20 protein-coding genes are annotated in these 23957 nt (G+C 69.9%); 10 read left to right on the forward strand and 10 right to left on the reverse strand.

Annotated features, from left to right (window positions below):
- Positions 1–95: 95 nt before the first annotated feature.
- Positions 96–1091 carry an ATP-binding protein gene (locus tag ABT078_RS20465; protein ID WP_351229630.1) on the forward strand — a complete coding sequence of 332 codons (996 nt, stop codon included), beginning with the start codon at positions 96–98 and terminating at the stop codon, positions 1089–1091.
- Here ABT078_RS20465 and ABT078_RS20470 read toward each other — a convergent pair.
- Positions 1069–2577 (reverse strand): polysaccharide deacetylase family protein, encoded by a 1509-nt coding sequence (locus ABT078_RS20470; RefSeq protein WP_351229632.1) that lies wholly within the window; start codon positions 2575–2577, stop codon positions 1069–1071. The two genes, ABT078_RS20465 and ABT078_RS20470, sit on opposite strands and share 23 nt — an antisense overlap.
- A gap of 342 nt (positions 2578–2919) precedes the next feature.
- Here ABT078_RS20470 and ABT078_RS20475 point away from each other — a divergent pair, with 342 nt between their 5' ends.
- The 6 genes from ABT078_RS20475 (at position 2920) to ABT078_RS20500 (ending at position 11409) form a co-directional block, all read left to right on the forward strand.
- Positions 2920–5517, forward strand: a complete 2598-nt coding sequence (locus tag ABT078_RS20475; protein WP_351229634.1) for a SulP family inorganic anion transporter — start codon at positions 2920–2922, stop codon at positions 5515–5517.
- Positions 5518–5832: 315 nt separating this feature from the next.
- Positions 5833–7788: an acetate--CoA ligase gene (gene acs, locus ABT078_RS20480; RefSeq protein ID WP_351229636.1), complete on the forward strand. Its 1956-nt coding sequence runs from the start codon at positions 5833–5835 to the stop codon at positions 7786–7788.
- Between the two features lie 217 nt (positions 7789–8005).
- Entirely contained in the window at positions 8006–9403 is a 1398-nt protein-coding gene (nhaA, locus tag ABT078_RS20485; protein WP_351229638.1) for a Na+/H+ antiporter NhaA, read from the forward strand.
- Between the two features lie 39 nt (positions 9404–9442).
- On the forward strand, positions 9443–9958 hold the full coding sequence (locus ABT078_RS20490; protein WP_351229640.1) for a phage holin family protein: 516 nt from the start codon (positions 9443–9445) through the stop codon (positions 9956–9958).
- Positions 9955–10923 (forward strand): alpha/beta fold hydrolase, encoded by a 969-nt coding sequence (locus tag ABT078_RS20495; RefSeq protein ID WP_351229642.1) that lies wholly within the window; start codon positions 9955–9957, stop codon positions 10921–10923. Before ABT078_RS20490 ends, ABT078_RS20495 begins: the two co-directional genes overlap by 4 nt.
- A gap of 306 nt (positions 10924–11229) precedes the next feature.
- Entirely contained in the window at positions 11230–11409 is a 180-nt protein-coding gene (locus tag ABT078_RS20500) for a hypothetical protein (RefSeq protein ID WP_351229644.1), read from the forward strand.
- Positions 11410–11460: 51 nt separating this feature from the next.
- On the opposite strand, the gene ABT078_RS20505 is transcribed toward ABT078_RS20500, so the two are convergent.
- From ABT078_RS20505 to nth, 3 genes are all read right to left on the reverse strand, one after another.
- Entirely contained in the window at positions 11461–12660 is a 1200-nt protein-coding gene (locus ABT078_RS20505) for a MarP family serine protease (protein WP_351229646.1), read from the reverse strand.
- 147 nt (positions 12661–12807) lie between these two features.
- A complete protein-coding gene (locus ABT078_RS20510) occupies positions 12808–13503 on the reverse strand; it encodes an NUDIX hydrolase (RefSeq protein WP_351229648.1) in 696 nt (231 codons plus the stop codon).
- 91 nt (positions 13504–13594) lie between these two features.
- Entirely contained in the window at positions 13595–14542 is a 948-nt protein-coding gene (nth, locus tag ABT078_RS20515) for an endonuclease III (protein WP_502981266.1), read from the reverse strand.
- A 238-nt stretch (positions 14543–14780) separates the two neighbouring features.
- Here nth and ABT078_RS20520 point away from each other — a divergent pair, with 238 nt between their 5' ends.
- The gene (locus ABT078_RS20520; protein WP_017947815.1) at positions 14781–15455 is read left to right on the forward strand and encodes a Crp/Fnr family transcriptional regulator; all 675 of its coding nucleotides are present in this window, start codon (positions 14781–14783) and stop codon (positions 15453–15455) included.
- A 104-nt stretch (positions 15456–15559) separates the two neighbouring features.
- On the opposite strand, the gene ABT078_RS20525 is transcribed toward ABT078_RS20520, so the two are convergent.
- The 6 genes from ABT078_RS20525 to sp36 form a co-directional block, all read right to left on the reverse strand.
- Positions 15560–16444 carry a prohibitin family protein gene (locus ABT078_RS20525; protein ID WP_351229754.1) on the reverse strand — a complete coding sequence of 295 codons (885 nt, stop codon included), beginning with the start codon at positions 16442–16444 and terminating at the stop codon, positions 15560–15562.
- A gap of 180 nt (positions 16445–16624) precedes the next feature.
- Positions 16625–17455, reverse strand: coding sequence for an MBL fold metallo-hydrolase (locus tag ABT078_RS20530; RefSeq protein ID WP_351229653.1), 831 nt, complete (start codon positions 17453–17455; stop codon positions 16625–16627).
- On the reverse strand, positions 17452–18327 hold the full coding sequence (locus tag ABT078_RS20535) for an NUDIX hydrolase (protein ID WP_351229655.1): 876 nt from the start codon (positions 18325–18327) through the stop codon (positions 17452–17454). The genes ABT078_RS20530 and ABT078_RS20535 overlap by 4 nt, the downstream gene beginning before the upstream one ends.
- 79 nt (positions 18328–18406) lie before the next feature.
- On the reverse strand, positions 18407–20497 hold the full coding sequence (locus ABT078_RS20540; protein WP_351229756.1) for a PQQ-dependent sugar dehydrogenase: 2091 nt from the start codon (positions 20495–20497) through the stop codon (positions 18407–18409).
- A gap of 377 nt (positions 20498–20874) precedes the next feature.
- Positions 20875–21345 (reverse strand): RidA family protein, encoded by a 471-nt coding sequence (locus tag ABT078_RS20545; protein WP_351229657.1) that lies wholly within the window; start codon positions 21343–21345, stop codon positions 20875–20877.
- Positions 21342–21500: a Sp36 family protein gene (gene sp36 / locus ABT078_RS20550; RefSeq protein WP_017947820.1), complete on the reverse strand. Its 159-nt coding sequence runs from the start codon at positions 21498–21500 to the stop codon at positions 21342–21344. The genes ABT078_RS20545 and sp36 overlap by 4 nt, the downstream gene beginning before the upstream one ends.
- Before the next feature lie 95 nt (positions 21501–21595).
- Between sp36 and bagA the strand changes: the two genes are divergently transcribed.
- Positions 21596–22570, forward strand: a complete 975-nt coding sequence (bagA, locus tag ABT078_RS20555; RefSeq protein WP_351229660.1) for an ATPase BagA — start codon at positions 21596–21598, stop codon at positions 22568–22570.
- Positions 22571–22585: 15 nt separating this feature from the next.
- Entirely contained in the window at positions 22586–23902 is a 1317-nt protein-coding gene (bagB, locus tag ABT078_RS20560; protein WP_351229662.1) for an ATPase BagB, read from the forward strand.
- Positions 23903–23957 lie beyond the last annotated feature (55 nt).

Below are 23957 nucleotides of genomic sequence, written 5' to 3' on the forward strand. Positions count from 1 at the left end.
GAGGCTACGCGCCCCGGGGGCCCACCCCACGTTGGAGTGGTCTTCTTCACGCACTCCGACCACGTTGCGCATGCGAGCGGCTACCGTAGGTGAACATGAAGATCGCTTTCGTAGGGAAGGGCGGCAGCGGCAAGACCACGCTGTCCTCGCTCTTCATCCGCCACCTCGCGGCACAGCAGGCCCACGTCGTCGCGGTGGACGCCGACATCAATCAGCACCTGGCCGCAGCGCTCGGACTCGACGACGACGAGGCCAGGGCGCTGCCCGCGATGGGCGCGCAGCTCACGCTCATCAAGGACTATCTGCGCGGCACCAATCCGCGGATCGCGTCCGCCGCAGCGATGATCAAGACCACGCCCCCGGGCGAGGGTTCACGGCTGCTGCGGGTACGGGAGGACAACCCCGTCTACGCGGCCTGCGCGCGAACCGTCCGGCTGGACGACGGCGAGGTCCGGCTGATGGCGACCGGACCGTTCACGGAGGACGATCTCGGGGTGGCCTGCTACCACTCCAAGGTCGGGGCGGTGGAGCTGTGCCTCAATCATCTCGTCGACGGCCCGGACGAGTACGTCGTTGTCGACATGACGGCCGGTTCGGACTCCTTCGCCTCCGGGATGTTCACCCGATTCGACATGACGTTTCTCGTCGCGGAGCCGACGCGGAAAGGCGTCTCCGTATACCGGCAGTACAAGGAGTACGCCCGGGACTTCGGCGTCTCGCTCAAGGTGGTGGGCAACAAGGTGCAGGGTCAGGACGATCTGGACTTCCTGCGTGAGCAGGTGGGTGAGGATCTGCTCGTCGCGGTGGGGCACTCGGACTGGGTGCGGGCGATGGAGAAGGGCCGTCCGGCCCGCTTCGGGCAGTTGGAGGAGCACAACCGCGCGGCGCTGCGGACGCTGCAGACCGTGGCGGACGCGTCGTACGGCAGCCGCGACTGGGAGCGCTACACGCACCAGATGGTGCACTTCCATCTGAAGAACGCGAAGAGCTGGGGCAACGCGAAGACGGGGGTCGACCTGGCCGCGCAGATCGACCCCGCCTTCGTACTCGGGGAACCGGCCGCGGAGGTCAGCGCCCCGCAGCCGGCCTGAGCGAGCCGGGCCGGCCCGAGCCGGCCCCGACGGTGCCGGGCCCGACCGCGCCGGGTTGGTGCGGAGCAACAAGGTCACGAGTCACCCCGCCGAGGGACACCTCACCGCGAGCCACCCCACCCGGAGCCGTCAGGCTCTGAGGAGGCCACACCAGGCCCGGCACCCCAAGCCCCGGTCCCGAAAAGGCGTCGCCGCCCAGGACCGCCTCGGCGAAGGCGGTCGACCGGTCGGACTCGGCCGACCCTGCGGCTCCGGCCGGCTTCTCGGGCTTGGCGGGCCTGGCAGGCTGGGGGGTCGTGAGGGCCTCCCAGCCCCGCTTCGGCGACTGGCCGACCTTGAGCGTGCGCAACTTCGCCAGAATCTGCGGGTCCTGAGCGTCGAGCCAGTCGGTGAGCTGCCGGAAGGACACGCACCGGACTTCGGGCTTCATACAGACGGCCCCGATGGCCTCCTCGACGGCGCGCATGTACGTGCCGCCGTTCCAGGACTCGAAGTGGTTGCCGATGATCAGCGGTGCGCGATTGCCCTGGTACGCCCGCTCGAAGCCCTGGATCAGACCGTCGCGCATCTGGTCCCCCCAGTACCTGTGCATATGGGGCGCGTCCTTGCTCGTCCCCGACTGATTGACCATGAAGTTGTAGTCCATGGCGAGCGCTTCGAAGGCGCGGCCCGGGACGGGGATCCTCTGGAGTGGAAGGTCCCAGAGGCCACGCTCCTTCCTGGGCCAGACCTGGTCGCCGACGCCGCTGGTGTCGTAGCGGAAGCCCAGCCCGCTCGCGGCCTTCATGAAGTTCTCGCGCCCCTCCAGGCAGGGGGTGCGGGCGCCGATGAGCTCCTTCTCGTAGTCGAAGGGCAGCGGTTCTTCCTTCCTCAGTCCGGCGTTCGTCTTCCAGTGCTTCACAAAGGACTTGGCCTGGCTGATCTCGCTCTCCCACTCCTCCACCGACCAGGTGCCGACGCCAGCCTCCGGGCCGCAGAAGTGACCGTTGAAGTGGGTGCCGATCTCGTTGCCCTCGAGCCAGGCACCGCGCAGCTCTCGCACGGTGTCCCTGATTCCCCGGGTGTTGTTGAAGCCGATGTCGGAGCGGCCTCGCGGGTGCTGGGGCGGGTCGTACTTCGTGGCCTTCTCCTCGGGCAGCAGATACACACCGCTGAGGAAGTAGGTCATCGTCGCGTCGTACTTCCTGCCCACCGCACGGAAACGGGAGAAGAGCTCCTGGCTGTCCTCACTGGCGCCGTCCCAGGAGAACACCACGAACTGCGGTGGTTTCTGCCCCGGCTCCAGACGCTTCGGCCTGGGCACTCCGGGCTGGGCTCCCGTGTAGGCGGTCGAGCCGTCGCCGATGAGGCGGATCACCCTGACGGGGGCGGCGGCTCCGTCCTTCGTCCCGGGCAGGCCGAACCCGTCGGCACCGGAGCAACTGGCGATGCCGACGGCCAGCACCGCGGCGACGCCGAGAGCGAACTTCCTCGTGGCGGGCAGCATTCGTCCACCCTCTTCCCTCATTTGCAGCGATTGTCTGCTTATCCGCGGATATGACTGCGTTCGTCAAATTCGCACCCGTTCGAGGGGGAGGGATCGCGACAAGCCGAGGTGAAGTGATTAATCACCGAAACGGGTGAACAGCTGCCCTATTTGCCCCGAAAATCATGCCGCAGTCTTTACTCTGCATTACGATCCATTTACCGAGAGTTGAGATTGCGCCGCCGCCGAGCCAGGCGCGGCGGGTCGAGGCTCCGGGTTCGACCATCCCGCCGCTGTACGCCGTGACCCACGGCCGCGACCCCCACATTCCGCGACCGCGCTGCCCCGGAGGAGACGGGAACCATGTCCGCCTGCGTCCCCTTTCGTATGAACGGCCACAACCGCGACGAGCCCGAAGATCGCGGTTCGGCCACCCTGCCGGCCACCCCCACCTCGGCCACCACCGCCCACATCGGCACGACCCACCTCCAGCGCCCGCACAGTCCGCCCGGGACGGCACCCCAGACACCCGGGCACACCGGGCAGACACCCGAGGACCAACCGCCCGAGGACCGACGGCCTGAGGACCACCAGTCCGAGGATCACGGTCCCGAGGATCGCCGGCCCGGCCGCCCCCGGCCCGTCGGATCCGGTCGCGGGTCCCGCGACTCCGGGCGCCCCAGGCGCCCCGGCAAGGGTTTCCGGATCTCAGGCGCCGATCTGTCCGCCTCGATCAGTGTCTTCCTGATCGCGCTGCCGCTCTCTCTCGGCATCGCGCTCGCCACTGGCGCGCCCCTCCAGGCGGGCCTCGTGGCGGCCGCCGTCGGCGGTGTCGTCGCCGGGCGGCTCGGTGGGGCCCCGCTGCAGGTCAGTGGGCCCGCGGCCGGACTCACCGTGGTCACGGCCGACCTGATCCAGCAGTACGGCTGGCGCACCACGTGCGCCATCACCGTCCTCGCCGGCCTCACTCAGCTCGCGCTGTCCGCGCTGCGGGTGGCCCGCTCCGCCCTGGCGGTCAGTCCGGCGATCGTGCACGGCATGCTGGCCGGCATCGGTGTCACGATCGCCCTCGCGCAACTCCACATCGTCCTCGGCGGCACCCCGCAGAGCTCCGCGGTCGACAACGCCCTCGGCCTGCCCGGCCAGTTGGCCGTTCTCCATCCCGCCGCGCTCTCGGTCAGCATCCTGACCGTCGCCGTGCTGCTCGCCTGGCCACGTATCCCGGGGCGCACCGGCCGGGCCGTACGGAAGGTCCCGGCCGCGCTCGCGGCTGTCGGCGTCGCGACCGCCCTGGCCGTGGCCACCGGGCTCAGGCTGCCTCGCGTCGATCTTCCGTCCTGGAGCAGCCACGCCCTGCCCGAGCTGCCCGAAGGGCCGGCGCTGGGTATCGCCGCTGCCGTCCTCACCATCACGCTGGTCGGCAGCGTCGAGTCCCTCTTGTCCGCGGTCGCCGTCGACAAGCTGATCTCGGGCCGTAAGAAGCCCGCGGTCCGCACCCCGCGCGCCGACCTCGACCGAGAGCTGACCGGCCAGGGTGCGGCGAACGTCGTGTCGGGCGCGCTCGGCGGGCTGCCGGTCACCGGTGTTGCCGTGCGCAGCTCCGCCAATGTGGCGGCGGGCGCCGTGAGCCGAAACTCGACGATGCTGCACGGACTGTGGATCGCGGTCGCGGCACTGCTGCTGGTCCCCGCCCTCGATCTGATCCCGCTGGCCACCCTGGCGGCGCTGGTGATGGTCGTCGGCATCCAGATGGTCAACATCACGCATCTGCGCAGCGTGCGGCGGAACCGCGAAATGCTGGTGTACGCGGCGACCATGACCGCCGTCGTGTTCACCGGAGTGCTGGAGGGCGTGGCCATCGGGATCGCGGTGGCGGTCGCGGTCGCGCTGCACCGGCTGACCAGGACCCGGATCACCGTGCAGGAGCAGAAAGGGATCCACCGGGTCAGGGTGCGGGGCCAGTTGACGTTTCTGGCCGTGCCACGGCTGAGCCGCGTGCTGGGCAAAGTGCCCCATGACGCCGACGCCGTCGTCGAGCTGGACGGATCCTTCATGGACCACGCGGCCTTCGAGGCGCTGCACGACTGGCAGGCGGCCCATGAAGCGCATGGCGGGACGGTCGCGTTCACCGGTCGCTCCGGAGGCCGGATCGCCGAGCCCGCCTCCGAGTCGCATGCCTGCTGCCGGCCCTGGACGCCCTGGCGGAACCACCACTGTGGAGAGCACCCTGCGGCCGCGCCCGAACGGTGGCCGGTGCCGCCCAAGCACCAACTGGCCAGCGGGCTCAGTTCCTTCCAGCGCAACACGGCCCCGCTGGTGCGGGAGGAGCTCGCGCGGCTGGCGCGCGAGGGCCAGCGCCCGTCCCAGCTTTTCCTCACCTGTGCCGACTCCCGCCTCGTCACGAGCATGATCACGGCGAGCGGTCCTGGAGATCTGTTCACCGTGCGGAATGTGGGCAATCTGGTGCCACTGCCCGGCGAGGAGAGCGGGGACGACTCGGTCGCGGCCGCGATCCAGTACGCCGTGGACGTCCTGCAGGTGGATTCGATCACCGTATGCGGCCACTCGGGCTGCGGGGCGATGCAGGCCCTGATGACCGGCCAGCCGGACGGCGCGGACGCGCAGACCCCGCTGTGGCGCTGGTTGCGCCACGGCCGGCCCAGCCTGAAGCGGATGACGTCGCGGCACCACTCCTTGGCCCGGATCTCCGGAAGGCTGCCCGCCGATGCGGTGGAGCAGCTGTGCCTCACGAATGTGGTCCAGCAGTTGGAACATCTGCGCGCGCACAAGGCGGTGGCGCGGCGGCTCGCCGAGGGCACTCTGCAGCTGCACGGGATGTACTTCCACGTCGGCGAGGCTCAGGCATATCTGCTGGCGGGCGGCGAGGAGACGGACCGTATCGACGAGGTCTTCGACCGGGTCACCGACGTACCGCCGGCGCTGGAGGACACGCCCGCCTGACCGGGCACCGCAGCCCTCCGCTCCGCGCGCCGGGCCACCCGTCCCGGCTCCGAGCCACCCGTCCTGGCACCAGGTTGGGCGCCCACCCCGGCGCGCAGTGTGCCCGGCCGGGCACACTGCGCGTCATGAACCGTTCAGGCGCGGGATACGTGAGAACGTATGGCCCCTCCTCCCCACCGCCCGGGGACGAGGGGCCACCCGCTCCGCACAGGTCTAAACCAATTCCCGGAAGGCTCTTGTCACCCGGCCATCCGGCTGGTGAGCTATGGCCTGGGACACATAGGCACATAGGACGCCCTGGGAAAGGGAGATGTCGTGAGCAACGAAAGCCTGGCCAACCTGCTCAAGGAAGAGCGGCGGTTCGCGCCGCCGGCCGAGCTGGCCGCGAACGCCAACGTCACGGCCGAGGCGTACGAGCAGGCCGAGGCGGACAGGCTTGGCTTCTGGGCCGAGCAGGCCCGGCGCCTCACCTGGGCCACCGAGCCGACCGAGACCCTCGACTGGTCGAACCCGCCGTTCGCCAAGTGGTTCGCCGACGGCAGGATCAACGTGGCGTACAACTGCGTGGACCGCCATGTCGAAGCGGGCCACGGCGACCGCGTCGCCATCCACTTCGAGGGCGAGCCGGGCGACCACCGGGCCCTCACCTACGCCGAGCTCAAGGACGAGGTCTCCAAGGCGGCCAACGCCCTGACCGAGCTGGGCGTCGCCAAGGGCGACCGGGTGGCCGTGTATCTGCCCATGATCCCCGAGGCCGTGATCTCGATGCTCGCCTGCGCCCGCATCGGCGCCGCGCACTCGGTGGTCTTCGGCGGCTTCTCCGCGGACGCCATCGCCACCCGCATCGAGGACGCCGACGCCAAGCTCGTCATCACCGCCGACGGCGGCTACCGACGCGGCAAGCCCTCCGCGCTCAAGCCCGCGGTCGACGAGGCCCTCAGCCGCGTGGACCGTGTGTCGCACGTGCTCGTCGTGCGCCGCACCGGCCAGGACGTGGCATGGACCGAGGGCCGGGACGTGTGGTGGGACGACATCGTCTCGCGCCAGTCGGCCGAGCACACGCCCGAGGCGTTCGACGCGGAGCACCCGCTCTTCATCCTGTACACGTCGGGCACGACGGGTAAGCCGAAGGGCATCCTGCACACCTCGGGCGGCTACCTCACCCAGGCGGCCTACACCCACCACGCCGTCTTCGACCTCAAGCCCGAGACCGATGTCTACTGGTGCACCGCCGACATCGGCTGGGTGACCGGCCACTCGTACATCACGTACGGCCCGCTGGCCAACGGCGCGACGCAGGTGATGTACGAGGGCACGCCCGACACCCCGCACCAGGGCCGGTTCTGGGAGATCGTGCAGAAGTACGGTGTCACGATCCTCTACACCGCGCCGACGGCGATCCGTACGTTCATGAAGTGGGGAGACGACATCCCCGCCAAGTTCGACCTCTCCAGCCTGCGCATCCTCGGCTCGGTCGGTGAGCCGATCAACCCCGAGGCCTGGATCTGGTACCGGGAGCACATCGGCGCCGGGAGGACCCCGATCGTCGACACCTGGTGGCAGACCGAGACCGGCGCGATGATGATCTCTCCGCTGCCGGGCGTCACCGAGACCAAGCCGGGCTCCGCCCAGCGCCCGCTGCCCGGCATCTCCGCGACCGTCGTCGACGACGAGGCGAACGAGGTCCCCAACGGCGGCGGCGGCTATCTGGTGCTGACCGAGCCGTGGCCGTCGATGCTGCGCACCATCTGGGGCGACGACCAGCGGTTCATCGACACCTACTGGTCCCGCTTCGAGGGGAAGTACTTCGCGGGCGACGGAGCCAAGAGGGACGACGACGGCGACATCTGGCTCCTGGGCCGCGTCGACGACGTCATGCTCGTATCCGGGCACAACATCTCGACGACCGAGGTCGAGTCCGCGCTCGTCTCCCACCCGAAGGTCGCCGAGGCGGCTGTGGTCGGCGCGGCGGACGAGACGACAGGCCAGGCGATCGTGGCGTTCGTGATCCTGCGCGGCACGGCGACGGAGGACGAGGGACTCGTCGCGGATCTGCGCAATCACGTCGCCGCCACGCTCGGCCCGATCGCCAAGCCCAAGCGGATCCTGCCGGTGGCCGAGCTGCCGAAGACGCGTTCCGGCAAGATCATGCGCCGGCTGCTGCGTGATGTCGCGGAGAACCGTCAGCTCGGCGATGTCACCACCCTCACCGACTCCTCGGTGATGGACCTCATCCAGTCCAAGCTGCCGACCGCGGCCTCGGAGGACTGACCGGCCTCTGCGGCCACGACGACAAGCAGGGCATCCACGGCGCAGCGCCGAGGTGCCCTGCTTGTCGCGTTTGCACTTAAAGTAAGGATCCCGGTGCATCTCGCGCTCTTAGGTAAGCTAAGGAACACATCAAGAGCGTGACAAGAAATCTCAGGTGTGCCGGGAAGTCTGGTCGGCAATGCGCTTCGCCTTGCCCACACGACCGGAGGTCCCTGCCGTGGCCGCGCCCACTCCCCCGACCCGCAAGTTCCTCGGACGCCTGTCGCTCCCCGAGCGCACCTTCGTCGCGGACGCGCTGCGCACCGAGACCGTCGGTGGTGTTCTGCTGCTGGCCGCCGCGGTCACGGCCCTCATCTGGGCGAACACACCGCTGAGCGCCGGCTACGACGCCGTGAGCGACTTCCACATAGGCCCGGCCGCGCTCGGCCTCGACCTCTCCCTCCAGCACTGGGCCGCCGACGGGCTGCTCGCCATCTTCTTCTTCGTCGCGGGTATCGAGCTCAAGCGTGAGCTGGTCGCCGGCGAGCTGCGCGACCCCAAGGCCGCGGCACTCCCCGTCATCGCCGCGATCTGCGGCATGGCCGTCCCCGCGCTCGTGTACACCCTGGTCAACGTCACGGGCGGCGGCTCCCTGGGCGGCTGGGCGGTGCCCACCGCCACCGACATCGCCTTCGCGCTCGCCGTCCTCGCAGTGATCGGCACCTCGCTGCCGTCCGCGCTACGGGCCTTCTTGCTCACCCTGGCCGTCGTCGACGACCTCTTCGCGATCCTGATCATCGCCATCTTCTTCACCGATGACCTGAACTTCGCCGCGCTCGGCGGGGCGGTCGTCGGCCTCGGCGTCTTCTGGCTGCTGCTGCGCAAGAGCGTCCGAGGCTGGTACGTCTACATCCCGCTGGCCCTCGTCATCTGGGGCCTGATGTACAACAGCGGCGTCCACGCCACCATCGCCGGTGTCGCGATGGGCCTGATGCTGCGCTGCCACCACGAGAAGGGCGAGGAGCACTCCCCCGGTGAGCACATCGAGCACCTCGTACGGCCCATCTCGGCCGGGCTCGCCGTGCCGCTGTTCGCGCTCCTCTCCGCCGGGGTGAGCGTCTCCGGCGACTTGCTGCACGACGTGTTCAGCAGGCCCGAGCCCCTGGGCGTCGTCCTCGGTCTGGTCGTGGGAAAGACGATCGGCATATTCGGCGGAACCTGGCTCGCCGCGCGGTTCACCAGAGCCGAGCTCAACGACGAACTGGCCTGGCCGGACGTGTTCGCCGTCGCCTCACTCGCGGGGATCGGCTTCACCGTCTCCCTCCTCATCGGCGAGCTGGCCTTCGCCGGGGACGTCGCCCTGATGGACGAGGTCAAGGCCGCAGTCCTGATGGGCTCGCTCATCGCCGCCGTGTTCGCCTGTGTGCTGCTCAAGCTGCGCGTACGCAAGTACCAGGCGCTGTGCGAGGAGGAGGAGCGCGACGAGGACCTCGACGGCATCCCCGACATCTACGAGCAGGACAAACCGGAATACCACCTTCGGATGGCCGCGATCTACGAGGCGAAGGCCGCGGAGCACCGACGCAAGGCGGAACTCGCGGGTGCGTCGCGCAGCGACGGCGACAGTCCGGCATGATCTGACTTCTGATCCGAAGCAGAGATGAGGGAGTCAGCGATGAGCGACCCCGGCAAGAGCCCGGCGTACGCCACCGGTGCCGTCGAAGCCGTAGGCGACACGGTCGGACCGGTCCGGCTGGCCGGCCCCGACCGGAGCATCGGCCAGCTGGTCGCGTCGGCGACCGCGGAGATGTCCGCCCTGGTGCACGACGAGATTGCGCTGGCCAAGGCCGAGATCCGGCAGGACGTCAAGCGTGGTGTGACGGGCGGCGTGGCCGGCGGGGTCGCGGGTGTCCTCGCGCTGTTCTCGCTGCCGGTGCTGAGCTTCGCCGCGGCGTACGGGATCCACAACCTGGGGCTCGGGCTCGCTTGGTCGTTCCTGATCGTCGGCGTGGCGTTCCTGCTGCTGGCGGGGCTCGCGGCGCTGCTCTCCGCCGCCAAGTTCAAGAAGGTCAAGCCGCCGGAGAAGTCCATCGCGTCGGCGAAGCAGACCGCGGCCGTGCTGCAGAACGTCAAGCCGCATCCCCGTCAGGGCCAGGACTCGTCCACAGCTGTGGCACGCTCGTCTGTATGACGGCCCCTGATTCGCGCCCCGGCGCCAGCGGAAACGGCCATGGCATCGGCGCCGGTAATGGCAGCCCCGTACGCATTGATGGTCCCTGGACCCACCGCGACGTGGCGGCCAATGGTGCGCGCTTCCATATCGCAGAGCTCGGCGACGGGCCGCTGGTGTTGCTGCTGCATGGCTTTCCACAGTTCTGGTGGACGTGGCGGCATCAGCTGACCGCGCTGGCCGACGCAGGGTTCCGGGCTGTGGCGATGGATCTGCGGGGTGTGGGCGGCAGCGACCGTACGCCCCGGGGTTACGACCCCGCGAACCTCGCGCTCGACATCACCGGCGTCGTCCGGTCGCTCGGCGAGCCGGACGCGGCGCTCGTCGGCCATGACCTGGGCGGGTACCTCGCGTGGACGGCGGCCGTGATGCGGCCCAAGCTGGTGCGCCGACTCGCCGTCTCCTCGATGCCGCATCCGCGCCGATGGCGCTCTTCGATGCTCAGTGACTACGCGCAGAGCCGCGCCGGTTCGTACATCTGGAGCTTCCAGCGACCATGGCTGCCGGAGCGTCAGCTCGTCGCGGGCGACGCGGCGCTGGTGGGCAGGCTCATCCGGGACTGGTCCGGTCCGCGGCCGCCCGAGGACGACGCGGTCGAGGTGTATCGGCGCGCGATGTGCATTCCGTCGACCGCGCACTGCTCGATCGAGCCGTACCGGTGGATGGTGCGGTCGATGGCCCGCCCGGACGGCATCCAGTTCAACCGCCGTATGAAACGCCCGGTGCGGGTGCCGACGCTGCATCTGCACGGCTCGCTCGACCCGGCGATGCGCACGCGCAGCGCGGCGGGCTCGGGCGAATACGTCGAAGCGCCGTACCGCTGGCGCCTCTTCGACGGACTCGGCCACTTCCCCCATGAGGAGGATCCGGTGGCGTTCTCCACGGAACTCGTCAACTGGCTCAAGGACCCCGAACCGGACCGCTGACCCCGGACCGCCGGCCGACCCCACGCCACCCGAACCCCGAACCGACTGCCTGGGGTCCGGGGGCCGCCCCCGGAAAACACAACCCCCATGAGGAGGATCCGGTGGCGTTCTCCACGGAACTCGTCAACCGGCTCAAGGACCCCGAACCGGACCGCTGACCCCGGTCCGCCCGGCCTGCCGGGGCCGGGGCGTTACCCCGGGAAGGCGCAGAACGTCCGTTCTGCGAACGGGCATTGCCCGACGCATAGGCCAATTGGCGGGCCTCGATGCGGTTACCGACCTTGGGGCACGGGCACACGTCGGGGTATGGGCTGGACGCACGACTACGGTGACACAGCACGCAACTCCCGCTCGGCCTCCGCGCCGATCAGCCACGAGAGGGGCGGCCCGCAGGCACAGGGCCACGATCCCCGGCTCGGCATTCCCCGTATCCTCCGCCGCAGGGCGCGCTGGGTCTCGGCCCGGCTGCGCCATACGCGCGGCTGACGGGCCTCGACGGAGGCGGCACACCCGCCGCCTCACGGCGTACCTACCGCGTCACAACGCGCAGCCCTGGCTGTCGACCTGCTGGTTGGCGGTGGCGCCGAACGTGATGTCGTCGCGGATCTCATCGGCCGTCAGCGCATAGCCGGTGTTGGCGTCGTCGAGCGAACGGGCGAAGATCACTCCGTACACATCGCCGTCAGGGGTGAGCAGCGGTCCGCCCGAGTTGCCCTGGCGGACCGTCGCGAACAGCGAGTAGACATCGCGGCGCACCTCGCCGCGGCGGTAGATGTCGGGGCCGTTGGCGTCGATACGGCCGCGGACGCGTGCGGAGCGTACGTCGTACGAGCCGTTCTCCGGGAAGCCCGCGACGATCGCGCTGTCGCCCGTGCGGGCGTCGCCGTCGGTGAAGCGCAGTGGCGGCGCGTCGAGGTCCGGGACGTCCAGGACCGCGATGTCACGCTGCCAGTCGTAGAGGACGACCGTCGCGTCGTACCGCCGACCCTCACCGCCTATCTGGACGGTCGGCTCATCGACTCCGCCGACGACGTGCGCGTTGGTCATGACGCGGCGCTCGGCGAAGACGAAGCCGGTGCCTTCGAGGACCTTGTTGCAGCTCGGGGCCGTGCCGACGACCTTGACGATGGAGCGCTGGACGCGGGCCGTGACCGGGCTGTTGACGAGCGCCGGGTCGGGGGCGCGGACCTCGGTGATGGGCTCGTTGGCGAACGGGCTGAAGACCTGCGGCAGGCCGTTCTGCGCGAGGGCCGCGGAAAAGTCGGTGAACCAGCTGGACGCCTGCGTGGGCATCACCCGGGAGACGCCGAGGAGAACCTTGGAGTTACGGACCTCCTTACCGAGCGTCGGCAGGGAGGTGCCCGCGAGGGCGGAGCCGATCAGCCAGGCGACGAGCAGCATCGCGACGACGTTCACGAGCGCGCCGCCCGTGGCGTCGAGGGCACGGGCGGGTGACCACGTGATGTGACGGCGGAGTTTGTTCCCCAGGTGCGTGGTGAAGGCCTGGCCGACGGAGGCGAAGACGATCACGATCACAACGGCCACGATCGCGGCGGTCGTGGAGACCTCTGGCTCGTCGGTCAGCTGGTCCCACAGGAGCGGGAGCAGATAGACGGCGACGAGTCCGCCGCCGAGGAAGCCGATCACCGACAGGATGCCGACGACGAAGCCCTGGCGGTATCCGATGATCGCGAACCATACGGCCGCGACCAGCAACAGGATGTCCAGCACGTTCACCGTCAGCAGCCTCGCAGTTTCGTCGTCCGGCACTCCGTCCGGCGGGGGTCGTGTCCCCGGGGGTGGGGGTGGGGGGCGGTGCTCCCGGGGGCTACGCGGCGGAGCCGCGAGTGTCGCAGTCCCCGGAGTGACACGCGGTCAACCGTCTCATGACCGCCAGTCGAGCGGGACCTGCTTCGCGCGGTCCCACGGCCGCTCCCAGCCGGCGAAGTGGAGGATGCGGTCGATCACACCGGCAGTAAAACCCCAGACCAGGGCAGATGCGACCAAGAAGGCGGGGCCGCAGTGACCGCTCGGGTGGATGGTCATCACACGGTTGGCCGGGTCCGTGAGATCTGCCACGGGCACGCTGAAGACCCGGGCGGTCTCGGCCGGGTCGACGGCGGCGACCGGGGTGCGGTCACGCCACCAGCCGAGGACGGGGGTCACGACGAAGCCGCTCACCGGGATGTAGAGGCGGGGCAGCACGCCGAAGATCTGAACGCCGGACGGGTCCAGGCCGGTCTCCTCCTGGGCCTCGCGGAGGGCGGCGCGGAGCGGACCGGTGGTGGCCGGATCGCCGTCCTCGGGGTCGAGGGCGCCGCCCGGGAAGGCCGGCTGGCCGGCGTGCGAGCGGAGGCTGCTCGCACGCTCCATGAGCAGCAGGTCCGGGCCGTGGGGGCCGTCCCCGAAGAGGATGAGCACGGCCGACTGCCGACCGTAGCCGTTCTCGGGCGGGAGGAACCGGCTGAGCTGCTCCGGCGCAACGGTCCTTGCGGCGTGCTCGACCGGCCCGAGCCAGTCGGGCAGACCGTCGCTCGTCACGGCCAGCTCGCCGTCGTACATCTCATCCGTGCGTGTCATGGGCACCCCCGTCGTGTGCAACGCGTTCGGTGACCGGGATCGTTCCATCCCATCGGGTCACACGCGGGGCCGAAGCCCCCGGGACACGCCGTCATGAGGTGCCCAGAGGCGGCGCCGGCTTGCCCGGGTAGTCCGGCGGCGGGTTCAGACGCTGGCCGGGATAGCCGCCCATCTCGTACTTGAGAAGTTTCTTCGCCTTCTCCGGGTCGGTCTCGCCCTCGCCGTAGGACGGACACAAATGGGTGATCGGGCACGCTCCACAGGCGGGTTTGCGGGCGTGGCAGATGCGGCGGCCGTGGAAGATCACCCGGTGGGAGAGCATCGTCCACTCGCTCTTGGGGAAGATCGCGGCGACCTCCGCCTCGATCTTGACCGGGTCGTCCTGCTCGGTCCATTTCCAGCGGCGGGCGAGCCGCATGAAGTGGGTGTCCACGGTGATCCCGGGAACTCCGAACGCGTTCCCCAACACCACGAACGCCGTCTTGCGGCCCACGCCCGGGAGCGTGACGAGGTCCTCCAGGCGGCCCGGGACCTCGCCGCCGAAGTTGTCGCGGAGGGCCGTGGAGAGACCGATCAGGGACTTCGCCTTGGCACGGAAGAAGCCGGTGGGCCGGATGGCCTCCTCCAGCTGCTCGGGCACGGCCGCCGCCATGTCCTCGGGGGTCGGATACTTCGCGAAGAGCGCGGGCGTCGTCTGGTTGACCCGCAGATCGGTCGTCTGGGCGGAGAGAACCGTGGCCACGAGCAGTTGGAAGGGGTTCCGGAAGTCCAGCTCGGGGTGGGCATACGGAAAGACCTCGGCCAGCTCGCGATTGATCCGGCGGGCGCGGCGCACCATCGCCAGACGCGATTCCGGCTTCGCCACGGACTTCACCGAAGTCTTCGCTGGAGTCTTCGGTGATGCCTGGGAAGTCTTGGAAGACCTGGAGGTCTTGGAAGGCGCCGAAGACTTCAACCGTGCACCTTTTGACCTTTTTGCTACCTTTGTCGGTGTGGAGGAAACTTGTTCGCCCACAGCGGAATTCTGCTCCCCTGACACTCTTCCGGCCCCCTTGGCCTGCGCGCTCACCGGCGAATTGGACACCCGGCCAGCCTAAGGGCCACCACTGACATCCGCCCCGGGCCCGGCCGATCGCCACCCGATTCGACCCCTGCCTCACAATCGGACACGCCGGTGCGTCAAACTTGTGTTGGACCCTTGTGATCGATCGCACTGTATTCCTGTGCGGCATCATGGGGACCACCGTCCCCTGAGCAGGTCGACAAGGAGAGAACTCGTGGACGACGTTCTGCGGCGCGCCCCGCTCTTCGCGGCGCTCGATGACGAGCAGGCCGCGGAGCTCCGCGCCTCGATGAGTGAAGTGACGCTCGCCCGCGGCGACGCGCTCTTCCACGAGGGCGACCCCGGCGACCGCCTTTACGTGGTCACCGAAGGCAAGGTCAAGCTCCACCGCACCTCCCCCGACGGCCGCGAGAACATGCTGGCGGTGCTCGGCCCCGGTGAGCTGATCGGCGAGCTGTCACTGTTCGACCCGGGCCCGCGCACGGCCACCGCGACCGCGCTCACCGAGGTCAAGCTCCTCGGCCTCGGCCACGGCGACCTCCAGCCCTGGCTCAACGCGCGCCCCGAGGTGGCAACGGCCCTGCTGCGCGCCGTCGCCCGCCGGCTCCGCAAGACCAACGACCAGATGTCCGACCTGGTCTTTTCCGACGTACCGGGCCGTGTCGCCCGCGCGCTCCTCGACCTGTCGCGCCGCTTCGGCGTGCAGTCGGAGGAGGGCATCCACGTCGTGCACGACCTCACCCAGGAGGAGCTGGCCCAGCTCGTCGGCGCCTCCCGTGAGACCGTCAACAAGGCTCTGGCCGACTTCGCCCAGCGCGGCTGGCTGCGCCTGGAGGCGCGGGCCGTGATCCTGCTGGACGTGGAGCGCCTCGCGAAGCGTTCCCGCTAGACGAGCAAGGAAGGGGCCGCCCGGCGAATCCGCCGGGCGGCCCCTTCGTGTCCGTACGGGCGGCGGCCTCGCGTCCTACGGGCAGCTCTTTCGCACCCGTACGATCAGCGCTTGCTGCCGTCCACGATCAGCGGGTTCCCGTTTCCGCCACCGCACGGCACGGCGTACACCGGGTTCTTCGCCGACGCCTCCTTGTAGGCGTCGATGCACTGGTTCATGAGCACCTTGTCCGTCAGCGAGTCATTGAGGATCTTGTTCGCCCTCGCGATGCCCTCCGCCTCGATACGGCGCCGCTCGGCCTCGGCCTTCGCCGTGCGCGCCGCCTCCGTGGCCCGCTCCGTCGCCTGCTGCTGCTGGATCTTGCGGTCGATCTGGTCCTGCAACCGGTCGGACGGCTTCACATTGCGCAGGTTGACGGTGGTCACGTCGATGCCGCGCGGGGCCAGCCGCTCTTTGATGAGCCCGCCGATCTCGGTGTTGATCTTCTCGCGGGCCGAGGCGTAGCCCTGCTCGCTCGTGTAGCGGGCGAAGACATTGCGGATGATCTCGCGGCTGTCCGGGTAGACCAGCCGCTGCTGGATGGCGTCCTCACTGCCGGCGAGCCTGTAGAGCTCCACCGCCTTCGACGGGGTCACCGCCCATTTGACCGTGACCTCCGTGTACATGACGCCACCCTGGCTGGACCGCACCTCGACCACGTCCTTGTCGGAGAGGTTGAGGTCGACCGGCCGGGTCGAGAACGTCGTGACGTTCGTGAAGGGCGACTTGACGTGCATGCCGGAGGTCATCGGCGAGCCGACCTTGCCGAAGGCGACCGGCACGCCGACCTCGTAGGCGCTGACGACGTAGACGGTGCTGCTGATGCCCGCGAACAGGCCGGCGATCAGCGCCGCGACGGCGCCGATCTTGAGGCCTCGCCTCTCGCCGCCCCGGGCGACGAGGAACATCACCACGGCGGCGATGACGAGCAGAATGGACACGACGAACACGGTTTCCCCCACATGCGAAACGCTGAAAGTAAGCGGAGCGTAAAGCACGCACGGCGAGCCCCCACAGGGCGGGGTGGAGCGCGCGCGGGGCACGCGCGGAGTACGCGAAGGCCATGCGGCGCGCCCGGCATCCGGCACAGCCTCGGCCGACGCCCGTGACACCCCGAGCGGGCGGTGGTTCTAGATCAGGCCGTGCTCGCGCAGATACTCCATCTGCGCGCGCACGGAAAGCTCCGCGGCGGGCCACAGCGACCTGTCCACGTCCGCGTACACATGCGCCACTACCTCGGCCGGCGTGCCGTGGCCGTTCTCGACGGCGGTCTCGACCTGGGCGAGGCGGGTGGCGCGGTGGGCGAGGTAGTACTCGACGACGCCCTGGGCGTCCTCCAGGACCGGGCCGTGGCCCGGGAGCACCGTGTGGACGCCGTCGTCGACGGTGAGCGAACGCAGCCGGCGCAGCGAGTCGAGGTAGTCGCCGAGGCGGCCGTCGGGATGGGCGACGACCGTCGTGCCGCGGCCGAGGACGGTGTCACCGGTCAGGACGGCGCGGTCGGCCGGCAGATGGAAGGAGAGCGAGTCGGCGGTGTGACCAGGGGTGGGGACGACCCTCAGCTCCAGACCGCCCACCCGGATCGCGTCGCCCGCCGCGAGGCCCTCGTCGCCGAGGCGCAGTGCGGGGTCGAGGGCACGGACCTTGGTGCCGGTCAGCTCCGCGAAGCGGCCCGCGCCCTCCGCGTGGTCCGGGTGCCCGTGCGTGAGCAGGGTCAGGGCGATCCGCTTTCCCGCCTTCTCGGCGGTCGCGACGACATTGCGGAGGTGTAGGTCGTCGAGGGGGCCCGGGTCGATGACGACGGCGAGCTCGGAGTCCGGCTCGGAGACGATCCAGGTGTTGGTGCCGTCCAGGGTCATCGCGGACGGGTTGGGTGCCAGTACGTTGACCGCCCGCGCCGTCACGGGCCCGGACACGACGGCCCCGCGCGGCTGCCCCGGGAGGGCTGAGGCGTAGCTCATCGAGGGCCTCCCTCCGGTCCCGTCGGGATGTGCTTGGTGAACTCGTCGTGGCCGGGCCAGCTGAGCACCAGCTCGCCCTCCTCCAAGCGTGCCTGGGCGAGGATCGGGGTGAGATCCCGCTCCTGTGCCGCGGCGAGGGCGTCCGCGGCAGCCTCGTACCGTCCGAGCGCCCGCAGGGTGGCGATCGTCGGCGGCATCATCAGCAGCTCTCCCTTGTCGTACCCGGCGGCCGCGTCCGCAGGCCTGATCCACACCGTGCGGTCGGCCTCCGTCGACGCGTTCCTCGTCCGCTGTCCCTTGGGGAGCGCGGCAACGAAGAACCAGGTGTCGAAGCGGCGCGGCTCGAACTCCGGGGTGATCCAGCGGGCCCACGCGCCCAGCAGGTCCGAGCGCAGCACCAGACCTCGGCGGTCCAGGAACTCGGCGAAGGAGAGGTCCCGGTCGACCAGGGCCGCGCGGTCCGCCTCCCAGTCGTCGCCAGTCGTGTCCCCGACCACCGAGTCCGCGGTCTCGCCGGCGAGCAGGACACCCGCCTCCTCGTACGTCTCCCGCACCGCCGCACACACGATGGCCTGCGCGGATGCCTCGTCCTCGATCCCGAGCCGTTCGGTCCACTCGGCCAGCGGCGGGCCCGACCACCGGACCGGCCGGGAGTCCCGCTCGTCGACGCCACCGCCGGGATAGACGTACGCGCCTCCGGCGAAGGCCATGGAGGCGCGGCGGCGCAGCATGTGCACCGAGGGCCCTTCGGGGGTGTCCTTGAGCAGCATCACGGTCGCCGCCCGCCTGGGGGTGACGGCGGTGAGCTCGCCGGCGGCGAGCGCCCGGATGCGGTCGGGCCATTCCGGTGGGTACCACTGACCATTGGACATGGGCGGATGCTATGCGTTCCCGCCTGGATGTTCGAGGGGTGGCCGCTCCCCCTCAGGGCACCGGCCACCCCTCGGCCGGTCACATGGCCGCGTCGCAGTTGCCGCGCGGCTTCGCCTCCGCCGTGCTCGCGTTCTTGACGGCAGTCTCGGTCCCGTCCGGGGGCGTACCGGTCGTACCGCCCGAGTGGACGATGTCGATGCGCAGGATCCGGTCGTTGCCGGCGGTGCCGTCCTTGTCGGTCGACGTGGTCAGCCAGATGTCGCCGTCGTGGTCGACCTCGACCGTGCGCAGCCGGTCGTACGTCCCCTGGAAGTACGTCTTCTCCTCGACCAGGTTCGAGGACGGGTCGATCCGCATCCGGTAGACCCGCTCGCCGCGCGTCGTGGCCACGAAGACATGGTCGTTGATGATCGTCAGGCCGCTGGGCGATGCCGAGGAGGTCGGCCAGGTCTTCCTGGGGGCGAGGTAGCCGGAGCAGTTGCCGCTCGTGCCCTCGCAGTGGGGCCAGCCGTAGTTGCCGCCCTTCTGGATGAGATTGACCTCGTCCATGACGCTGTTGCCGAATTCCGCCTGCCACAGGCGGCCCTCGGAGTCGAAGTCGAGGCCCTGCGGGTTGCGGTGGCCGAGCGACCAGACGGCGTTGCCGAAGGGGTTGTCGGCCGGGATCGAGCCATCGGGGTTGATGCGCAGGATCTTGCCGTTGAGCGAGTTCCTGTCCTGCGCGCGGGACTCGGTCTGGGCGTCCCCCATGGAGGCGTACAGCTTGCCGTCGGGGCCGAAGCGCAGCCGGCCGCCGTTGTGGAACCTGCTCTTCTCCATGCCCTGGAGCAGCACCTTGTAGCCGCTCAGGGTGTTGCCGTCGAGGGTCATCCGGGCGATGCGATTGCCCTCGCTCGACGTGTGGAGGAAGTACAAGTAGTGGTCGGTGGCGAAGGTCGGGCTGATCTCGATGCCCATCAGGCCGCCCTCGCCGCCCGTGGTCTGGGAGTTGGGCACCTTGCCGACCAGCGTCTTCGTGCCGGACTCGGTCAGCTTGTGGACGTTGAAGGTGTTTCGCTCGGTGTAGATGCCGGTGCCGTCGGGGAGGAAGCCGAGGCCCCAGGCCACGTCCACGCCGCTCGCGAGCGTGGAGACCGCGCCCGGGTCGGGGGTGCCGCCCGGCAGGCTGCCGGACGTCGTCACCGTGGTTTCGGGGCTGAAGGCGGACTTGTTGCCCTTGGCGTCGTACGCCCTCACCTTGAACCGGTAGGCCGTGCTGGGGCTCAGCCCCGCGACGCTGGTCGTGGTCGTGTCCGAGGTGCCGGACAGGACACCGTCGCGGTGGATCTCGTAGCCGGTGACCTTCACGTTGTCGCTCGACGCGTCCCATCCGAGGTCGATGGTGGTCGCGGTCCTCGCCGGGGAGTGCAGGTTCGCGGGAACGGTCGGCGCTTGGTCGTCCGGCGGGGCGGGCAGGGTGGCGACGGTGATGGCGTTGCTCGCGACCGAGGCGTTGCCGGCCGCGTCACGGGCGAAGACGGTCCAGTCGTACGACGTCCCGGGGTCGAGGTTCTCTACGGTCGCCGCCGACGTCGTGCCGCCGACCTTCTTCATCAACTGGCCGTGCTGGTAGATGTCGTAGCCGGTGACGCCGACGTTGTCGGTGGCAGCGTCCCAGGCGAGCGAGACGGTGGTGGCCGTCGGCTCCTTGTCCTTGCGCAGATTCGGCGGGGCGGTGGGGCGTTCGGTGTCGGCGGGCCCGGTGGCCGTGACGGACAGCTTGTCGAGGTTCGGTCCGTCGATGCCCGAGGTGGTCGCGCGGATCTTGTTGCTGCCCGCCTTCAGCACGGCGTCGACGGAGACGGTCTGCCAGGTCGTCCATGCGCCGGTGGCCGGGAAGGACCGGTCGTCCGCGACCGTGGCGCCGTTGACGGCGATGTCCAGGGGGCGGTCGGCGGTGGAGCTCGCGTAGCGGAATTCGAGCTTCGCGTCGGCGGCCTGCGCCGAGTCGACGGTGAACTCGACGTACGCGCCACTGACGGCCGCGAAGTTGACGAAGCCGGTGCCGGAGTGGCCTGCGTGGTTCGACTCGACAGCGCCCTGCGAGACCGTCGCGGATTCGGCCTCGTGGTCGGTGGCGGCGGCTGTGGCTGTGGCTGTGGCGCTGACTACCGACGCCGGCAGCGCCATGGTCAACGTCGCGGTGGCGACGGCCACAACGGCACCGACCGCTCGGCGCGGCCTGTGGGGGGTTGGTGCCACGGAGATCCCTCCCGATTCAGAAGGATAGGAAACATTCCTAACCATGAACCAGGGCACACCCGTAGACATGATCACGTCAAGAGATCGGCGAGGGCGGCCGAGGGGGTGCCGAAAACGCGTGTACGGCCCTGAGCCCACCGCAAGAGGGCGGGCTCAGGGCCGTACACGTACTGACCGGCGATTCAGCCGACGAAGGCAGCTCGGCCCCGGGCGAGGCTCGGCCCTGGGCGAAGAACGGTCCCGGGCAGAGCCAGTTCCGGAACGAGGCCCCGGTTCTGAACGAGCCCTCGGTCCTGAACGAGGCCTCAGTCCTGAACGAGCTCCACCTGGATCTCGATCTCGACCGGCGCGTCCAGCGGCAGCACCGCGACGCCCACCGCGCTGCGCGCGTGCACACCCTTGTCGCCGAGCACGGCACCGAGCAGCTCGCTCGCACCGTTGATGACGCCCGGCTGGCCGGTGAAGTCGGACGCCGACGCGACGAATCCGACGACCTTCACCACACGCGCGATACGGTCCAGATCGCCGGTGACCGACTTCACTGCGGCCAGCGCGTTCAGCGCACAGGTGGCGGCCAGCTCCTTGGCCTCCTCCGCGGTCACCTCGCCGCCCACCTTGCCGGTGACCGGAAGCTTGCCCTCCACCATCGGGAGCTGTCCCGCGGTGTAGACGTACGGGCCGGACTGCACGGCCGGCTGGTAGGCCGCCAGCGGCGGCACGACCTCCGGCAGCGTCAGGCCGAGTTCGGCGAGCTTCGCCTCGACGGCGCCACTCACGACTTCTCCCGCTTCAGATACGCCACGAGCTGCTCGGGGTTGTTCGGCCCGGGGACGACCTGGACGAGCTCCCAGCCGTCCTCGCCCCAGGTGTCCAGAATCTGCTTGGTCGCGTGCACGAGAAGGGGCACGGTCGCGTATTCCCACTTGGTCATGGAGGCGACTGTAGCCGCACGGACCGGCCGCCTCACGCGTAGCCCGCGGGCAGCCTCCTGCGTAGTCCGCAGGACGACTGGTTAGGCTCGAAGACGTGAGCAGGCTTCAGGTCGTCAGCGGCAAGGGCGGTACCGGTAAGACGACGGTCGCCGCGGCCCTCGCGCTCGCCCTCGCGACCGAGGGGAAGCGCACTCTCCTCGTCGAGGTCGAGGGCAGGCAGGGAATCGCACAGCTCTTCGAGACGGAGGCGCTGCCGTACGAGGAACGCAAGATCGCCGTCGCCCCGGGCGGCGGCGAGGTCTTCGCGCTGGCCATCGATGCGGAGCGGGCCCTTCTCGACTACCTCCAGATGTTCTACAAGCTGGGCTCGGCGGGCCGGGCGCTCAAGAAGCTCGGCGCGATCGACTTCGCGACGACCATCGCCCCCGGCGTACGGGACGTGCTGCTGACCGGCAAGGCCTGCGAGGCCGTGCGCCGCCGGGACAAGAAAGGGCAGTACGCCTACGACCACGTCGTCATGGACGCCCCGCCCACCGGCCGGATCACCCGCTTCCTGAACGTCAACGACGAGGTGGCGGGCCTGGCGAAGATCGGCCCGATACACAATCAGGCCCAGGCCGTGATGCGGGTCCTCAAGTCTCCGGAGACCGCCGTCCACCTGGTGACGCTGCTGGAGGAGATGCCGGTCCAGGAGACCGCGGACGGCGTCGCCGAGCTGCGCGGGGCGGACCTCCCCACCGGGAAGGTGATCGTGAACATGGTGCGTCCCCACCTCCTCGACGAGGAGGCGGTACGGACCGCGGCGACGGCCGCCCGCCGCAAGGACATCGCCAAGTCGCTGACGGCGGCGGGCGTGAGCGGCGCGGCCCGGCTGGTCGGCCCGCTGCTGGCGCAGGCCGCCGAGCACGCGCAGCGGGTGGAGCTTGAGCGCGAGCAGCGCGCTGTGCTCGCAGGCCTGGGGCTGCCGACGTACGAACTCCCCCTGCTGAACGAGGGGGTCGATCTGGCCGGCCTGTACCAGCTGGCGACCGAACTGCGGAAGCTCGGTGTGAACGGGGAGAACGGATAACGCATGACGCCGTCCATGACGCATGGCATCGCGGGCATCGCACTGCAGGACACACCACTGCTGGACATCGATCCGCTCCTCGACGACCCGGGCACCCGCATCATCGTGTGCTGCGGCGCGGGCGGCGTCGGCAAGACGACGACGGCGGCGGCCCTCGGCGTACGCGCGGCGGAGCGCGGCCGCAAGGCGGTCGTCCTGACCATCGACCCGGCGCGCAGACTGGCCCAGTCCATGGGCATCGATCTGCTCGACAACACCCCGCGCCGGGTGGACGGCATCAAGGGCGAGGGCGAGTTGCACGCCATGATGCTCGACATGAAGCGCACGTTCGACGAGATCGTCGAGACGCATGCGGATCCGGCGCGGGCCCGCGCGATTCTGGAGAACCCCTTCTACCAGTCCCTGTCGGCCGGCTTCGCCGGCACGCAGGAGTACATGGCGATGGAGAAGCTGGGGCAGCTGAGGGCCCGCGACGAGTGGGACCTGATCGTGGTGGACACTCCGCCGTCACGGTCGGCCCTGGACTTCCTGGACGCACCGAAGCGGCTCGGGTCCTTCCTGGACGGCAAGTTCATCAGGCTGCTGATGACCCCGGCGAAGATGGGCGGACGGGCCGGGATGAAGTTCCTGAACGTCGGTATGTCGATGATGACGGGAACGCTCGGGAAGCTGCTGGGCGGTCAGCTGCTGCGTGACGTACAGACCTTTGTGGCCGCGATGGACACGATGTTCGGCGGGTTCCGCACCCGCGCCGACGCCACGTACCGGCTGCTGCAGGCGCCCGGCACAGCGTTCCTCGTGGTCGCCGCACCCGAGCGGGACGCGCTGCGCGAGGCGGCGTACTTCGTGGAGCGGCTGGCGGCGGAGGAGATGCCGCTGGCCGGGCTGGTGCTCAACCGGGTCCATGGCAGCGGCGCCGCCCGGCTGTCGGCCGAGCGGGCGCTCGCCGCCGCAGAAAATCTTGATGAGGGCCGCATTGTGGATCAGGCGACCGGGAAGGCTGGTCTTCGTGACTCCACGGGCGCCTCTCCCGGCTCTCCCGCCGTGGAGCCTGCGCCCGACGCCACCGACGTCCCCGACGCCCTCGACACCACCGACGCCTCGATGGCGCACCCCACATCACAGTTGACCGCGGGCCTGCTCCGCCTGCATGCCGAACGGATGCAGGTGCTTGCGCGCGAGCAGCGCACACGCGACCGCTTCACCGCTCTCCACCCTGAGGTGGCGGTGGCCGAAGTGGCCGCCCTGCCGGGCGATGTGCACGACCTCGCAGGACTCCGGGCCATCGGTGATCGGCTCGCGACCGGCGGATCCCCGGTCGGAGCTGCGTGACGGCGCACGCGGGACGTACGGCAGACGCGGGACGTACGGGCCGTGCGAGGCGCAC

Origin of the sequence: Streptomyces sp. NPDC002133 (assembly GCF_040296405.1) — a bacterium.
In the GTDB taxonomy this organism is placed as follows: Bacteria; Actinomycetota; Actinomycetes; order Streptomycetales; family Streptomycetaceae; genus Streptomyces.

Excerpts from the sequence above, each read along its gene's own strand:
- ABT078_RS20465 (WP_351229630.1), top strand. The coding sequence starts at position 96 with ATGAAGATCGCTTTCGTAGGGAAGGGCGGCAGCGGCAAGACCACGCTG.
- ABT078_RS20470 (WP_351229632.1), bottom strand. The coding sequence starts at position 2,577 with ATGCTGCCCGCCACGAGGAAGTTCGCTCTCGGCGTCGCCGCGGTGCTG.
- ABT078_RS20475 (WP_351229634.1), top strand. The coding sequence starts at position 2,920 with ATGTCCGCCTGCGTCCCCTTTCGTATGAACGGCCACAACCGCGACGAG.
- ABT078_RS20490 (WP_351229640.1), top strand. The coding sequence starts at position 9,443 with ATGAGCGACCCCGGCAAGAGCCCGGCGTACGCCACCGGTGCCGTCGAA.
- ABT078_RS20495 (WP_351229642.1), top strand. The coding sequence starts at position 9,955 with ATGACGGCCCCTGATTCGCGCCCCGGCGCCAGCGGAAACGGCCATGGC.
- ABT078_RS20500 (WP_351229644.1), top strand. The coding sequence starts at position 11,230 with ATGGGCTGGACGCACGACTACGGTGACACAGCACGCAACTCCCGCTCG.
- ABT078_RS20510 (WP_351229648.1), bottom strand. The coding sequence starts at position 13,503 with ATGACACGCACGGATGAGATGTACGACGGCGAGCTGGCCGTGACGAGC.
- ABT078_RS20530 (WP_351229653.1), bottom strand. The coding sequence starts at position 17,455 with ATGAGCTACGCCTCAGCCCTCCCGGGGCAGCCGCGCGGGGCCGTCGTG.
- ABT078_RS20535 (WP_351229655.1), bottom strand. The coding sequence starts at position 18,327 with ATGTCCAATGGTCAGTGGTACCCACCGGAATGGCCCGACCGCATCCGG.
- ABT078_RS20540 (WP_351229756.1), bottom strand. The coding sequence starts at position 20,497 with ATGGCGCTGCCGGCGTCGGTAGTCAGCGCCACAGCCACAGCCACAGCC.
- sp36 (WP_017947820.1), bottom strand. The coding sequence starts at position 21,500 with ATGACCAAGTGGGAATACGCGACCGTGCCCCTTCTCGTGCACGCGACC.
- bagB (WP_351229662.1), top strand. The coding sequence starts at position 22,586 with ATGACGCATGGCATCGCGGGCATCGCACTGCAGGACACACCACTGCTG.